Source organism: Azospirillum halopraeferens DSM 3675 (assembly GCF_000429625.1).
GTDB classification, from domain to species: domain Bacteria; phylum Pseudomonadota; class Alphaproteobacteria; order Azospirillales; family Azospirillaceae; genus Azospirillum; species Azospirillum halopraeferens.
In genome coordinates this window covers 70,461-83,999 of sequence record NZ_AUCF01000005.1, presented here as the reverse complement: position 1 = coordinate 83,999, position 13,539 = coordinate 70,461, and the positions used below count along the sequence as shown (strand labels likewise).

Genomic DNA, 13,539 nt, shown 5'->3' with positions numbered 1-13,539 from the left:
CCTCACCCGGCGCGCCCGCCCATCAGGTGGTGGATGACGATCGCCGCGGTGGCGGCGACATTGAGGGACTGGACCCGGCCGCTGCCCGGCAGGGTGACGACCGCCTCGCAGGCGGCCAGCGTGGCGCGGGGCAGCCCCTCCTCCTCGTTGCCCAGCACAACGGCCAGGGGGCGGGGATCGCGGGCGTCCGGGGGCGGCAGGTCGGCCAGGGGGCGGGCCCGCGGGTCCAGCGCCGTGCCGACCACCCGGTAGGCCGCGGACAGGCGGCGGAGCACCGCGGCGAAGCCCTCGGCGCGCAGCACCTCCACCCACTCGAACCCGCCCTCGGCGACGCGGTAGCCGGCTTCCGACGGCAGGGCCCGGGCCGGATGATCGGACAGCACCAGGCGGGGCAGGCCGAAGAACGCGGCCGTGCGCACGATGGCGCCGAGGTTGTGCGGGTTGCCGACGCCGTCCAGCAGCAGCAGCGGCCGGCCGTCGCGCGCCGCTGCGGCCGCCTGTGCCGGATCGAAGAGCGGCACCGGCCGCGGCGCCATCAGCGCCACCACGCCGCCGTGCATGGCGGTTCCGGCGATGCGCGCCAGCTCCTCCCCGTCCACCAGCCGGTAGGGCCGGCGGGCACGGGCCAGCCATTCGCACAGGGGGCCGACGCGCGGCTTCAGGCGCTCGTCGAAGAACAGCCGCTCGACGCGTTGCGGCTCGTTCTCGAACAGGGCGGACACGGCGCCGAAACCGGCGACGCGGAACAGGCGCGGCGCGGCGGGCGGGCCGGCGGCCGGTCCGGTGGACGGTGCTGTGCGGTCGGGCGGCTTGCGGCGGGGCCGCTTGATGTCTCGGGGGCGGGGCATGGCGCGTCTCGGATGCGGTTCGGCGGGCTATAGACCACGGCGCGCCGGACCGCATCCGGAAAACACGCTCACGACCGCCGGGTCAGCGCCGAATAGGCGGCGGCCGCTGCGACGGTCAGGCCGGCCATGGCAACCGGGCCGGTCCAGGCCGGCAGCGGCGTGCGGAAGCCGCCGCGCACGCCGCGGCCGCGCTCCACGGGCCGGAAGAGGTTGCCGTCGGTGGGCGCCTCGGGCGGGGTGCGGGCGAAGTGGCGATGCGCCCCCGTGCCGCCGATCCACTCCACCAGCCGCGGTGCCACCGCGTGGCCCAGCAGGGCGAGCTTGGCCAGCACCCCCACCGTCACCCGCGGCCGGGGCCGCAGGGCGAGCGCGACGATGGTCTCCGCCACGTCCTCCGGGTCGTCGTAGAAGGGGCTCTGCGGCTCCAGGGCGTGGCCGGTGTAGTTGGCGGCGTGCTTCATGCCCGGCGTGTCGGTGAAGGAGGGATAGACGCCGCAGACGTGGATGCCCGGCGCGTCCACCAGCTCCGCCCGCAGGCTTTCCAGCAGCCCCTCCAGCCCGAACTTGCCGGCGGCGTAGGCGGCGGCGTAGGGGGCGGGGGTGTAGGCGCCCACCGACACGGTGGTGATCAGGATGCCGTGCCCTTGCCGGCGGAACAGCGGCAGCACGGCGTGGGCGCCGTGCAGGGGACCCAGCAGGTTCGTTTCGATGACGCGGCGGTGGGCGGCCAGCGGCGTGTCCTCGAACCGCCCGACGGCGCCGACCCCGGCGTTGTTCACCCAGACGTCGATGCGGCCCAGCGCCGTCTCCGCCCGCTCCGCCAGGCGGCGCACCGCGTCGGCGTCGGTGACGTCGGTCGGCACTGCATGCGCCTCGGCGCCGAGGTCGCGGCATTCCTGCGCCACCTCCTCCAGCAGGCCGACGCGCCGCGCCGCCAGCACCAGCCGCGCCCCGTGGCGCGCGAACGACCGGGCCGCCGCCCGGCCGATCCCGCTCGACGCCCCCACCAGGACGACTCCCGCACCTTCAAGACGATCCATGGCCCGCAGCCCTCCGGTTCCGTTGCTTCACGGGCAACAGGCGGCAGGGCCGGGCGTCGCGCCTGCCTCTACAGCAGCTTGACCGCCAGGAACCCGCCGATCAGGGCGACGGCGAAGGCGCTGGTGACCAGGGTCAGGCGCTTCTCGATGAACTCGCGGATGGGGGCGCCGAACCAGTAGAGCAGGGCGGCGACCAGATAGAAGCGCATGGCCCGCGACAGGATCGACGCGCCGATGAACACCCACAGGCTGAGGTGCGCCACCCCCGCGGTGATGGTCAGCAGCTTGTAGGGGATGGGCGTCATGCCCTTGATGATCAGGATTTCCGCGCCGTACTCCACGAAGGTGTGGCGCAGCTCGTCGAAGCGGGCTTCCAGGTGATAGACCTCGATCACCCACTGCCCGATCGTTTCGTAGAGGAAGAAGCCGATCATGTAGCCGGCGATGCCGCCCACCACCGAGGCCAGGGTGCAGATCGTGGCGATGCGCCAGGCGTTGGCCCGGTTGGCCAGCACCATCGGCACCATCAGCAGGTCCGGCGGAATGGGGAAGAACGAGCTTTCGGCGAAGGAGATGGCGGCCAGCCAGGATTCGCTGTTCTTCGACGCGGCCTTGGCCATCGTCCAGTCGTAGAGGCGCTTGAGCATGCCCGTCGGGTCCCCGGGGAATGGTGCGGCTGCGGGGTATGTAGCCCGTGGCCGCGGCCGCCGCTACGACCAATTTGTGGGCCACCGGGGTCCCGTACGGGGTAACGGTCACGACTCGCGGGGTTGCGGCCGGCCGGCGGCGATGGGGTCGCAGTCCTTCTCCGCACCGCCGGGGGAGCCGCCGGGCTGCCCGCGGGTGCGGGTGTCGGTGGCCGAACCGCCGCCGCCGCTCAGTTCGTCGCACAGCGGCGGCTTGGCGATGCCGTCGCCGGTTCCGGGGGCGTCGGGTCGGTCGCTGCGCCGTTCGGTCATCGGAAGTGTCCTCGCTGCGGTTGCGGAGCGTGCGTCCGGGCCAACAGCCCCGGTGTCCGCCGGTTCCATCCGCCGGTTTCGCGGGGCGGTGGCGGGTGATGGCCGTCCGTCCGGGTTTACGCCCGGCCGCGCCGGTGCTTATCTGGATGGCGCGCGCGCCCGCGGACCGACGGGGCGAACCAGGGGGGATGGCATGTTCGTCGACTGCTCGCAGCTCATCGCCGGAAACCGTCCGGGGTTGTACAACGGCGTGTCGGTGGCCGATGCCGACGGCGACGGCCGGTGCGAGGTGCTGGTGGCCGGCGACGCCACCGCCAACCTGGTGCTGAAATGGGACGGCGACCGGCTCGTCGACATTGCCGATCCGGTGCTGGCCGACGCCGGGCGCCGCGCCCTGTCCATCGCCGCCGCCGACGTGGACGGCGACGGGCGCGAGGAGATCTACGTCGTCAACGCCGCCGCCGTGCCCGACGGCGAGGAGACCTGCGATCGCCTGTTCGCCAATTTCGGGGAGCGCTGGCTCGACCTGTTCAGCCAGGCGGAGAACGCCGGGGCCGCCAACCGGCTGCCCGCCCGCTCCGTCGCCGCCATCGACCGCGAAGGGCGCGGCCGCTACGGCTTCCTGGTGGCCGGCGACGGGTCGCCCCTGCGCCTGTTCGAGCTGCACCGCCGCGGCCGGCTCGTCGACGTGGCGGAGGAAGCGGGAATCGACCTCATCGCCCACGGCCGGGGTCTGCTGTGCGCACCCCTGCTGGGGGACGCGACGGACATCGTCGCCGTCAACGAAGCCGGCCCCAACTTCCTGTTCCACAACCTGGGCGACGGCACCTTCGAGGAACTGGCGGGGGAGCGCGGGCTGGCCGACAGCCGCATCGCCGGGCGCGGCGCCGTGCCGGTGGACGCCGACGGCGAAGCGCTGCAGGTGCTGATCGCCAGTTGGGAGGGGCCGCAGCGCCTGTATCAGCAGCGCTCCGGCGGCGGCTTCGTCGACATCGCCAACGCCGACCTGTCCATGCCCGCACGGGCGCGCACGGTGATCGCCGCCGACTTCGACAACGACGGCCATGTGGAGCTGTTCTTCAACGCCTTCGGTGAGCGCAACCGGCTGTTCGCCTGGCGCGACGACCAGTGGACCGAGGTGGAGTGCGGCGACGCCACCCTGCCGCGCGGCTTCGGCACCGGCGCGGCGGTGGCCGACATCGACGGCGACGGCCGGCTGGAGCTGATCGTGGTCCACGGTGAGACGGCGGCCCAGCCGCCGGCGCTGTTCCGCCCGATGCCCAACAAGAACGCATGGTTGCGGGTGCAGCCGCTCACCCCCTACGGGGCGCCGGCCCGCGGCGCGCTGGTCACCTGCACCGCCGGCGGACGGCGCCAGCGCCGGGTGGTGTGCGGCGGGTCGGGGTATCTGTGCCAGATGGAGCCGGTGGCCCATTTCGGGCTGGGCACGGTGCACGCCGTCGACCAGGTCGAGGTGCGCTGGCCCGACGGCGTGGTCGTCACCATCGACCAGCCGCCGGTGGGCCGCGTCCTGACCGTGCAGCACCCACCGGAATGAACGGCTGCAAGCCGGATATGTCATCTTCGTAAAAAATTAAACTTTTCCGAACGTTTCATAGGTAATACAGTTTCTATGGACCGTTGCATCGTGGCAGATGCCGCGGTGAATGACGAGCCGCCAGAAAAATTTCTGAGCCCGGGCGCACGAACGTCGGGGCCGGTTGAGGAAACATGGCACGACGCGACGTTCCCCTGACCGGGGTGGAGCGGTTTTTTGACGTTGACGAAGTCATTGTCAGCAAGACCGACCTGAAGGGCCGCATCACCTACGCCAACCGCGTGTTTCAGCGAGTCGCCGGTTATTCGGAGGACGAGCTGATGGGCGCGCCCCATTCCATCGTGCGCCATCCGGACATGCCGCGGTGCGTGTTCAAACTTCTGTGGGACACGCTGGGGGCGGGGCAGGAGATCTTCGCCTACGTGCTCAACCGGGCGCGCAACGGTGACCATTATTGGGTGTTCGCCCATGTCACACCCAGTTACGACGCGTCGGGCCGGATCATCGGCTATCATTCCAGCCGCCGGGTGCCGGATCGTTCCGCCGTGGACAAGGTGGTGCCGCTGTACCGCACGCTCCTGGAGATCGAGGACCGCAACGCCGACCGCCGGCAGGGCATGGAAGACGCTTTCGCCACCGTCGTCGGACTGCTGAAGGACAAGGGGATCGGGTATGACGAATTCGTCTTCTCTCTCTAAGGCCTTCGCGCTTGCGATCGCGGCCGCCGCGCTGACGGTGGCGGTGGTGATCCTCGACCTGACCGGCATCGGCGGCCTTCCCGCGCGCGCCGCGCTGGGCGGGCTGGCGCTGGCCGCCCTGGCGTGGGTCGCAGTGTGCCTGAACCGCACCATGCGCACGGTCAGCCGGGCGGCCGAGGTCTGCCGGGCCGTGGCGCACGGCGATTTCGAGGCCCGCGTCCTGCACATCCGCGAGGGCGGTACGCTGGGCGAGTTGCTGCACGGTCTCAACGACATGATCGACCGCACCGACGCGTTCGTGCGCGAGGCGGCGGCGTCCATGCATTACGTGTCCAGCAACAAGTATTTCCGGCGCATCGTGTCCAAGGGCATGGCGGGAAACTTCCTGCACGCCAGCCGCACCATCAACGCCGCCACCGGGGCCATGGCGGAGAAGGTCAAGGGCTTCGCCGGCATCGCCGAGCGGTTCGAGGGGCAGATCCGCCAGGTGTGTTCGGAGGTGGCCGGGGCCGCCCACCAACTCGAGACGAGCGCCCGCACCATGGAAGGCGACGCCCGCACCGCCACCGGCAAGGCGTCCTCGGTCGCCGCGGCGGCGGCGCAGACGGGGTCCAGCGTCGGCAGCGTGGCGCAGGCCATGGAACGCCTCTCGGCCTCGATCCACGAGATCGCCGGACAGGTCGACCGGGTGGCCAGCGTCGCCAGCGACGCCGCGGGCGAGGCGGAGCGCACCAACGCCATGGTGGGCGAACTGTCGGAGACCGCCCGCACCGTCGGCGAGGTCATCGGCCTGATCAACGACATCGCGTCGCAGACCAACCTTCTGGCGCTGAACGCCACCATTGAGGCGGCGCGCGCCGGCGAGGCCGGCAAGGGCTTCGCCGTGGTCGCCCAGGAGGTCAAGAACCTGGCCAGCCAGACCGCGCGCGCCACCGAGGAGATCGCCCAACAGATCTCCGCCATGCAGCAGGCGACCGGCGGGGCGGTCAACGCCATCGTCGGCATCGGCCGCACCATCCACGACATCAACGGCATCGCCGGCGGCATCGCCGGTGCGATCGACCGCCAGGGCGTGGCCATCGGCGAGATCGTGCACAACATGGAGCAGGCGGCCGCCGGCACCCGCGCCGTGTCCGACGACATCCGCGAGGTCACCACCGCGGCCGAGCGGACCAGCGGCACCGCCCACGAGGTGTTCGCCGCGTCCGAACTGATGGCCGCGCAGGCGGACCGCCTCACCCGCGAGGTCCAGACCTTCCTCGACGAGATGCGCAAAGTGGCCTGACGCCCGCCGTCCGGCCCGTTTGCACCGCGCCCGCGGCGCGGCGGCTGCCCCAAAGTTGCGCACTCCTCCGGCCGCAGTGTCCATGAACGACGAATTGTATCTTTGTTTGCGCGCAACGGATCACATCGTTGCGTCCCGGGCGTCCTTCGGCAGGTCCGGAGGGCCTGTGCGCGCGGCGTGTGATCGCGGGGGCGCCGCATTGCCCGTTGCTGATGCAGACGGGACAGGCAAGAAACTGGAAAATATTTATGGTTAAATGCTGCGGCGCAACCAAGTGCTTGAAGGAGCACGCAGTTTCGCTCGCGTGTCTGAAATGTAACGTTGGCATGGTTATTGTTATGGATGGAAATCAAATGCTCCAATGGATTGCGAGGGTGGGTACATGAGTGTCGCCGGCAATCAGCTCTTCGACCTGTCCCGCGAGGTTCTGGACGTGGCGTCGAAGAAGGTCTCCCTGATCGAAGACATCACCCGCCGCACCAAGATGCTGGCCATGAACGCGCTGATCGAAGCGGCGCGGGCCGGTGAGGCGGGCCGCGGCTTCGCGGTGGTGGCCAACGAGGTTTCGGAGATTTCCAAGCAGGTCAACACCGTTACGCGGGAGTTGAAGGCGGAGATCGTGTCGCGGGTCGATCACCTGACGACGGCCGGCAGCCAGATGGTGCAGGACATGCGCGGCAAGCGCCTGGCCGACCTGGCTCTCAACATGATCGAGATCATCGACCGCAACCTCTACGAACGCTCCTGCGACGTGCGCTGGTGGGCGACCGACAGCGCCGTCGTCGACTGCCTGGCCTCCCCCGACGACGACCGCCGCCGCCATGCCTCCTACCGGCTGGGCGTGATCCTGGAATCCTACACCGTCTATCTCGACCTGTGGGTGGTGGACCTGAAGGGCGAGGTGGTGGCCAACGGCCGGCCCGACCGTTACCCCTCGGCCGTCGGCACCCGCGTCATCGACGAGGCGTGGTTCCGCCAGGCCCTGGCGACGCGCAGCGGCGGCGAGTTCACGGTGGGCGACGTGGCGCACAACCGCGTTCTCGACAACCGCACCGTCGCCACCTACGCCACGGCGATCCGCCGCGACGGCCGCGCCGACGGGGAGCCGCTGGGCGTGCTCGGCATCTTCTTCGACTGGGAGCCGCAGGCATCCGCCGTGGTCCAGGGCGTGCGCCTGGAGGACGAGGAGCGCGAGCACAGCCGCTGCCTGCTGATCGACGCCCGGCACCGGGTGATCGCCTCCTCCGACGGCCGCGGCATCCTCACCGAGACCTTTCCGCTGCGCACCGCCGGCCGCACCCGCGGCCACTACACTGACGAGGATGGCCGGTTCGTCGGTTTCTCGCTGACACCGGGCTACGAGACCTACGAAGGGCTGGGCTGGTACGGGGTGATCGTCCAGAAACGCTGATCCCCGGCGGCTCGGACGGCCCTGGGCGGCGACGCGGGAACGCTCTATCTTCGGACAGACCGAACCCGAGTGCCGCCGGAGGGCCGTCCATGACCGCCATTGCGCACCCCTACCTGCTGTTCCTGGGCGATGCGCCCGACGCCCTGTCCGCCAAGACCGCCGATGGCGTCGCCCGCTGGCGGCCGGAATGGTGCGTCGGCCAGCTCCGCCTGCCCGACTGCAACGCCGACCTGGGCCTGCCCGACCGCACGCTGGAGGAGGCGGCGGCGCTGGGCGCGCGGACCCTGCTGATCGGCGTCGCCAACCGCGGCGGCCGCATCGCCGCGGCGTGGCAGGACACCATGCTGCGCGCCCTCGACCTGGGGTTCGATCTCGCCGCCGGCCTGCACCAGCGGCTGGCTGACCTGCCGGCGGTGAAGGCGCGCGCCGACGAACGGGGCCGCGCCATCCACGACGTGCGCCATCCCTCCCGCGGCTTCGACATCGGCACCGGCGCGCGCCGCACCGGCAAGCGGCTGCTGACCGTCGGCACCGACTGTTCGGTCGGCAAGATGTACACGGCCCTGGCGCTGGAGCGGGAGATGCGGGCGCGCGGCCTGAACGCGGACTTCCGCGCCACCGGGCAGACCGGCATCCTCATCGCCGGCGACGGCGTGTCGGTGGACGCCGTGGTCTCCGACTTCGTGGCCGGCGCGGTGGAGTGGCTGACGCCGGAGAACGACCCCGATCACTGGGACGTGGTGGAGGGGCAGGCGAGCGTGCTCCACCCCAGCTACGCCGGTGTCACCCTGGGGCTGGTGCACGGCAGCCAGCCCGACGCCATGGTGCTGTGCCACGAGCCGACGCGCCGCCACATGCGCGGCCTGCCGCACCGTCCGGTGCCGGGGATCGAGGAGACCATCGCCGCCCACGTGGCGGCGGCCCGTGTCACCAACCCCGACGCGCGGGTCATCGGCCTGTCCATCAACACCGCCGGCCTCACGGCAGCCGAAGCGGACTGCGTCCTGCGCGACACCGCGGACGCCTTCGGCCTTCCCACCGTCGACCCGCTGCGCACCGGCGCCGGTCCCCTGGTCGACGCATTGCAGGATCTCTGAATGCCCGGTCTCACCGTTCGTCGCGAGCGCTTTCCCATCCGCGGCACCTTCCGCATCTCCCGCGGCGCCAGGACGGCGGCCGAGGTGATTGTCGCCGAAGTCGCCGACGGCTCCGTCACCGGCCGCGGCGAGTGCGTGCCCTACGCCCGCTATGGCGAGAGCGTGGAGGGTACGGCGGCGGCGCTGGAGGCGATGGCGGGCGCCGTCGCCGCCGGACTCGACCGCGACTCCCTGCGCACGGCCATGCCCCCGGGCGCCGCCCGCAACGCGCTGGACGCGGCGTTGTGGGACCTGGAGGCCGGGCGCACGGGGGTGCCGGCCTGGCGGGCCGCCGGGCTGGCCGGGTCGCCGCAGCCGCTGGTCACCTGCTTCACCCTCAGCGTCGACACGCCCGGGGCGATGGCCGCGGCGGCCCGCGCCGCCGCGCCGCGGCACCCGCTGCTCAAGATGAAGCTGACGGGGGCGGGCGACCTGGACCGCGTGGCCGCGGTGCGCGCCGCCGCCCCGGCCGCCCGGCTGCTGGTCGACGCAAATGAGGGGTGGACGCTCGACCAGCTCCGCACCTTCGCCCCGGCCTTCGCGGACCTCGGCGTGGAGATGATCGAGCAGCCCCTGCCGGCCGACGCCGACGAGGCGCTGCGCGGCTACGACAGCCCGGTGCCGCTGGGGGCGGACGAATCGTGCCACGGGACGGAGGGGCTGGACCGCCTGCGCGGCCTCTACCGGGTGGTCAACATCAAGCTGGACAAGACCGGTGGCCTGACCGAGGCGCTGGCCATGAAGCGGGCGGCCGAGGCGGCGGGCTTCGACGTCATGGTCGGCTGCATGGTTGCCACCTCCCTGGCCATGGCGCCGGCCGTCCTGCTGGCGCAGGGTGCCCGCTACGTCGACCTGGACGGGCCGCTGCTGCTGGCGCAGGATCGCAGCCCCGGCCTGCGCTACGACGGCGCCATTGTCCACCCGCCCGAGCCGGCACTGTGGGGATGACCGGGAGCGCCATGACCATCCGCGCCGACAACCTGCTGCGCGACCTGCCCGCCGCCCGGCCCGCCGGTGTGCCGGACGAGCTGTTCACCACCCTGGCCGAAGGCGGCGGCGCGCGGGTGGAGCGCATCGTCTCCACCGGCCAGGCGTCACCCGACGGGTTCTGGTACGACCAGGGGTGGGCCGAGCTGGTGCTGGTGGTGCAGGGCAGCGCCGGGTTGCGGATCGAGGCGGACGCGGACGTCCGCACGCTCGGCCCCGGCGACTGGGTGATGATCCCCGCCGGTGCCCGTCACCGGGTGGAATGGACGCAGACCGATCCCCCCACCGTCTGGCTGGCCGTGCATTTTCCGCCCGACGGGCGGTGAAAGGGAGCACCATGGACATCGACCGTTACCGCGCCGAGACGCCGGGCACGCGCGCTGTCGTTCACCTGAACAACGCCGGCTCGGCCCTGCCGCCGCAGCCGGTGCTGGACGCCGTGATCGAGCACCTGACGCTGGAAGCCGCCATCGGTGGCTACGAGGCGGCGGAGCGCAACGCCGCGACGCTGGACCATGCCTATGACGCCGTGGCCCGCCTGCTGAACTGCGCGCGCGAGGAGGTGGCGCTGGTGGAGAGCGCCACCATGGGCTGGGACATGGCGTTCTACGCTCTGCGCTTCGGCCCCGGCGACCGCATCCTGACGAGCATGGCGGAGTACGCAAGCAACGTCATCCCGTTCCTGCAGGTCGCCCGGCGCACCGGAGCCGTGGTCGAGGTGATCCCCGACGACGAGGACGGGCAGTTGGACGTGGCGGCGCTGGAGCGCATGCTGGACGACCGGGTCCGGCTGATCGCCGTCACCCACGTCCCCACCAACGGCGGGCTGGTCAACCCTGCGGCGGCCATCGGGCGCATCGCACGGGCGGCCGGCGTGCCCTACCTGCTGGACGCCTGCCAGGCCGCCGGACAGATGCCCCTGGACGTGGAGGAGCTGGGCTGCGACTTCCTGTCGGCGACCGGGCGCAAGTTCCTGCGCGCCCCCCGCGGCACCGGCTTCCTTTATGTGCGCAAGCCCTGGCTGGAGCGGCTGGAACCGCCTTTCCTCGACCTGCACGGGGCCGAGCTGGTGGCCCCCGACCGCTACGCCCTGCGCCCCGATGCCCGCCGGTTCGAGCTGTGGGAGTGTAACGTCGCCGCCCGCATCGGCCTGGGCGTGGCGGTGGACTATGCCCTGTCCGTGGGGCTCGACGCGATCCGCGACCGGGTGCGCGGGCTGGCCGGCCTTCTGCGCGACCGTCTGGCGACCCTTCCCGGCGTGACCGTCCGCGACCGCGGGCGGGAGCGGTGCGCCATCGTCACCTTCACGGTGGAAGGCCGGGCGGCGGCGTCGGTCAAGGCGGCCCTGCGTGCGCAGGGGATCAACGTGTCGGTCTCCGTGGCGTCGTCGACCCGCTTCGACATGGACGCGCGCGGCCTTTCCGAGGTGGTCCGAGCCTCGCCCCATTACTACAACACCGAAGAGGAACTGGACCGGCTGGTCGCCGCGGTGCGCTCCCTGCCGTGACAGGACCGGTCCCGGACGGTCCGGGCCCGGGACCAATTGGCGGCATTGCTGCGGACGCTTGCGCCGGACCGGTTGTGCCGTCACTGTGGTGCCAACCTCTGCCTGTGGGATCGGGTGCCGTCCTTGCCGTACAAGCTTGCCATCTTCGATTTCGACGGCACCCTGGCCGATTCGCTGCCGTGGTTTCAGGAGGTCATCAACGGGGTCGCGGTCCGCTACGGCTTCCGGACGGTGGAGGAGTCGGAGATCGAGGCGCTGCGGCGCTGCGACGCGCGGGAGATCATGCGGCGCCTGGAGGTCCCCATGTGGAAGCTGCCGATGATCGGCCGCCACATGAAGGCGATGATGGCCAGGGACATCGGCCGCATCACCCTGTTTGCCGGCGTCGACGCCATGCTGCGGGACCTGGCGGAGCGCGGCGTGACGCTGGCGGTCGTCAGTTCCAACGCGGAGGCCAACGTGCGCCGCGTGCTGGGGCCGGAGAACGCGGCGCTGATCGGCTGCTACGAGTGCGGGGCCGCCATCTTCGGGAAGCGGTCCAAGTTCGCCAAGGTGCTGCGGCGCTGCGGCGTGGGGCCGGCCGAGGCCATCTGCATCGGCGACGAGATCCGCGATCTGGAGGCGGCGCGCGCCGCCGGCATCGATTTCGGCGGGGTCACCTGGGGTTACGCCACCGCCGACGCCCTGGCCGCCCGCAAGCCGACGCTGCTGTTCGACCGGATCGGGGACGTGGCCGCTCGCATCGCCTGACGCCGACGGCGCGACAAAGGGGGGCACCAGGGGAATCAGGTGAATGGTTCGTGGGCCTCGGTGCGCCCGGCATTCCCGACCAGCTCTTCACCGCCGGCAAGTTTGGACACGGATTGCGCGGATTTCAGCACGGATGACACGGATTGATCATCCCGCGCGTCAACCGGGTGCTCCTCGGATACGAAGCTGGACATAGCGTCCGTGCAATCCGTTCAAATCCGCGCCATCCGTGGCGATCGTGTTGCGGCCGGCCGCACGTCCGATTCAAGTGACCGGCCTGCCGGGATAGGACCCGGATCACCGTCTTCCGTTCCCCTGACCGGGAAGCACGTTCCGGTTTATCCGGAGCGGCAACCGCCGTATGGTGGACGCCCATCCGCCGCCCCCAGTTCGGGAATCCCGCCTCCCATGTCCACCCAGCTCTGGCGCATCGCGCTTGCCGTTCCCGAAGCCCACGCCGCCGCCTTCGCCGACGCCGTGGGAGACCACGCCGACGCGGTGTCCACCTTCGAGATCGAAGAGGATGTGGTCTGGCTGGTGGAGGCGACGACCCACCGGCAGCCCGACCGCGCCCGGCTGGAGGCGCGCGTCGCCGTCCTGGCCGAGGCGCTGGGGATCGAGGAGCCGGGGCTGGCCGTCGAATCGATCCCGCCCATCGACTGGGTCACCCATTCCTACCGTGGGTTCCCGCCGATCCGCGCCGGGCGCTACTTCGTGCACGGGTCCCACCACGGCGGGCCGGTGCCGGCCGGCAGCATCGGGCTGCTGGTCGACGCGGCCACCGCCTTCGGCACGGGCGAGCACGGCTCCACCAACGGCTGCCTGCTGGCGCTCGACCGCCTGGCCCGCCGGGTGCGGCCCGGTCGCGGGGCGGGGCAGGGGGTGCTCGACATGGGCTGTGGCTCCGGCATCCTGGCGCTGGCCGCCGCCAAGACCTGGCGCGTGCCCGTCGTGGCCGTGGACATCGACCCCGAGGCGGTGCGCGTGACGGCGGAGAACGCCCGTCTCAACCGCGTCGCCCATCTGGTGCGGGCACAGGGTGGCGACGGCTACCGCACGCCCGTGGTCCGGCGCTTCGCCCCCTACCGGCTGATCACCGCCAACATTCTGGCCCGCCCGCTGGCCCGCATGGCGCCGCAACTGGCCCGGCACCTGGCGCCCGGCGGTCACGCGGTTCTCGCCGGCCTGCTGGCGCGGCAGGAGAACCACGTGCTGCAGGCGCACCGCGCCCAGGGGTTGCGCCTGGCGGGCCGCATCCGCATGGGCGACTGGACGACCCTGATCCTGCGCCGCCGCTGATCCGCCCGTTCGGACGGGGGGCCGGGAAAGGGTTGTTTCGCCACCGCCGCGGCTCTAGCCT

Annotated in this window: 15 protein-coding genes; 10 read left to right on the top strand and 5 right to left on the bottom strand. The window is 71.7% G+C overall.

Annotated elements, in window-relative coordinates; genetic code table 11:
* Positions 1–2: 2 nt before the first annotated feature.
* The 4 genes from G472_RS0106595 to G472_RS0106580 form a co-directional block, all read right to left on the bottom strand.
* Positions 3–848, bottom strand: coding sequence for a TrmH family RNA methyltransferase (locus tag G472_RS0106595; RefSeq protein ID WP_035691426.1), 846 nt, complete (start codon positions 846–848; stop codon positions 3–5).
* A gap of 68 nt (positions 849–916) precedes the next feature.
* Positions 917–1,888, bottom strand: a complete 972-nt coding sequence (locus G472_RS31650) for an SDR family oxidoreductase (protein ID WP_035691422.1) — start codon at positions 1,886–1,888, stop codon at positions 917–919.
* Between the two features lie 68 nt (positions 1,889–1,956).
* On the bottom strand, positions 1,957–2,535 hold the full coding sequence (locus G472_RS0106585; protein WP_029007743.1) for a YqaA family protein: 579 nt from the start codon (positions 2,533–2,535) through the stop codon (positions 1,957–1,959).
* 108 nt (positions 2,536–2,643) lie between these two features.
* Complete coding sequence (locus tag G472_RS0106580; RefSeq protein WP_029007742.1) at positions 2,644–2,847, bottom strand: hypothetical protein; 204 nt, start codon at positions 2,845–2,847, stop codon at positions 2,644–2,646.
* Positions 2,848–3,040: 193 nt separating this feature from the next.
* Here G472_RS0106580 and G472_RS0106575 point away from each other — a divergent pair, with 193 nt between their 5' ends.
* The 9 genes from G472_RS0106575 to G472_RS0106535 all read left to right on the top strand — a co-directional run bounded on the left by G472_RS0106575 (position 3,041) and on the right by G472_RS0106535 (position 12,179).
* Positions 3,041–4,405 carry a CRTAC1 family protein gene (locus tag G472_RS0106575; RefSeq protein ID WP_029007741.1) on the top strand — a complete coding sequence of 455 codons (1,365 nt, stop codon included), beginning with the start codon at positions 3,041–3,043 and terminating at the stop codon, positions 4,403–4,405.
* A gap of 173 nt (positions 4,406–4,578) precedes the next feature.
* Positions 4,579–5,103, top strand: a complete 525-nt coding sequence (locus tag G472_RS0106570; RefSeq protein ID WP_029007740.1) for a PAS domain-containing protein — start codon at positions 4,579–4,581, stop codon at positions 5,101–5,103.
* Entirely contained in the window at positions 5,078–6,388 is a 1,311-nt protein-coding gene (locus tag G472_RS40750) for a methyl-accepting chemotaxis protein (protein ID WP_029007739.1), read from the top strand. The genes G472_RS0106570 and G472_RS40750 overlap by 26 nt, the downstream gene beginning before the upstream one ends.
* Positions 6,389–6,770: 382 nt before the next feature.
* Positions 6,771–7,799 carry a methyl-accepting chemotaxis protein gene (locus G472_RS0106560; RefSeq protein ID WP_029007738.1) on the top strand — a complete coding sequence of 343 codons (1,029 nt, stop codon included), beginning with the start codon at positions 6,771–6,773 and terminating at the stop codon, positions 7,797–7,799.
* A gap of 89 nt (positions 7,800–7,888) precedes the next feature.
* Positions 7,889–8,896, top strand: a complete 1,008-nt coding sequence (gene dgcN, locus G472_RS0106555) for an N-acetyltransferase DgcN (protein WP_029007737.1) — start codon at positions 7,889–7,891, stop codon at positions 8,894–8,896.
* Entirely contained in the window at positions 8,897–9,883 is a 987-nt protein-coding gene (gene dgcA, locus G472_RS0106550) for an N-acetyl-D-Glu racemase DgcA (protein ID WP_029007736.1), read from the top strand.
* An 11-nt stretch (positions 9,884–9,894) separates the two neighbouring features.
* The gene (locus G472_RS0106545; protein WP_029007735.1) at positions 9,895–10,248 is read left to right on the top strand and encodes a cupin domain-containing protein; all 354 of its coding nucleotides are present in this window, start codon (positions 9,895–9,897) and stop codon (positions 10,246–10,248) included.
* An 11-nt stretch (positions 10,249–10,259) separates the two neighbouring features.
* Positions 10,260–11,429: an aminotransferase class V-fold PLP-dependent enzyme gene (locus G472_RS0106540; RefSeq protein WP_029007734.1), complete on the top strand. Its 1,170-nt coding sequence runs from the start codon at positions 10,260–10,262 to the stop codon at positions 11,427–11,429.
* A gap of 123 nt (positions 11,430–11,552) precedes the next feature.
* Positions 11,553–12,179, top strand: a complete 627-nt coding sequence (locus tag G472_RS0106535; protein ID WP_029007733.1) for an HAD hydrolase-like protein — start codon at positions 11,553–11,555, stop codon at positions 12,177–12,179.
* Between the two features lie 35 nt (positions 12,180–12,214).
* On the opposite strand, the gene G472_RS38725 is transcribed toward G472_RS0106535, so the two are convergent.
* The gene (locus tag G472_RS38725; protein WP_156927025.1) at positions 12,215–12,373 is read right to left on the bottom strand and encodes a hypothetical protein; all 159 of its coding nucleotides are present in this window, start codon (positions 12,371–12,373) and stop codon (positions 12,215–12,217) included.
* Between the two features lie 214 nt (positions 12,374–12,587).
* Between G472_RS38725 and G472_RS0106525 the strand changes: the two genes are divergently transcribed.
* Complete coding sequence (locus G472_RS0106525; protein ID WP_029007732.1) at positions 12,588–13,478, top strand: 50S ribosomal protein L11 methyltransferase; 891 nt, start codon at positions 12,588–12,590, stop codon at positions 13,476–13,478.
* The last annotated feature ends 61 nt before the right edge of the window (positions 13,479–13,539 follow it).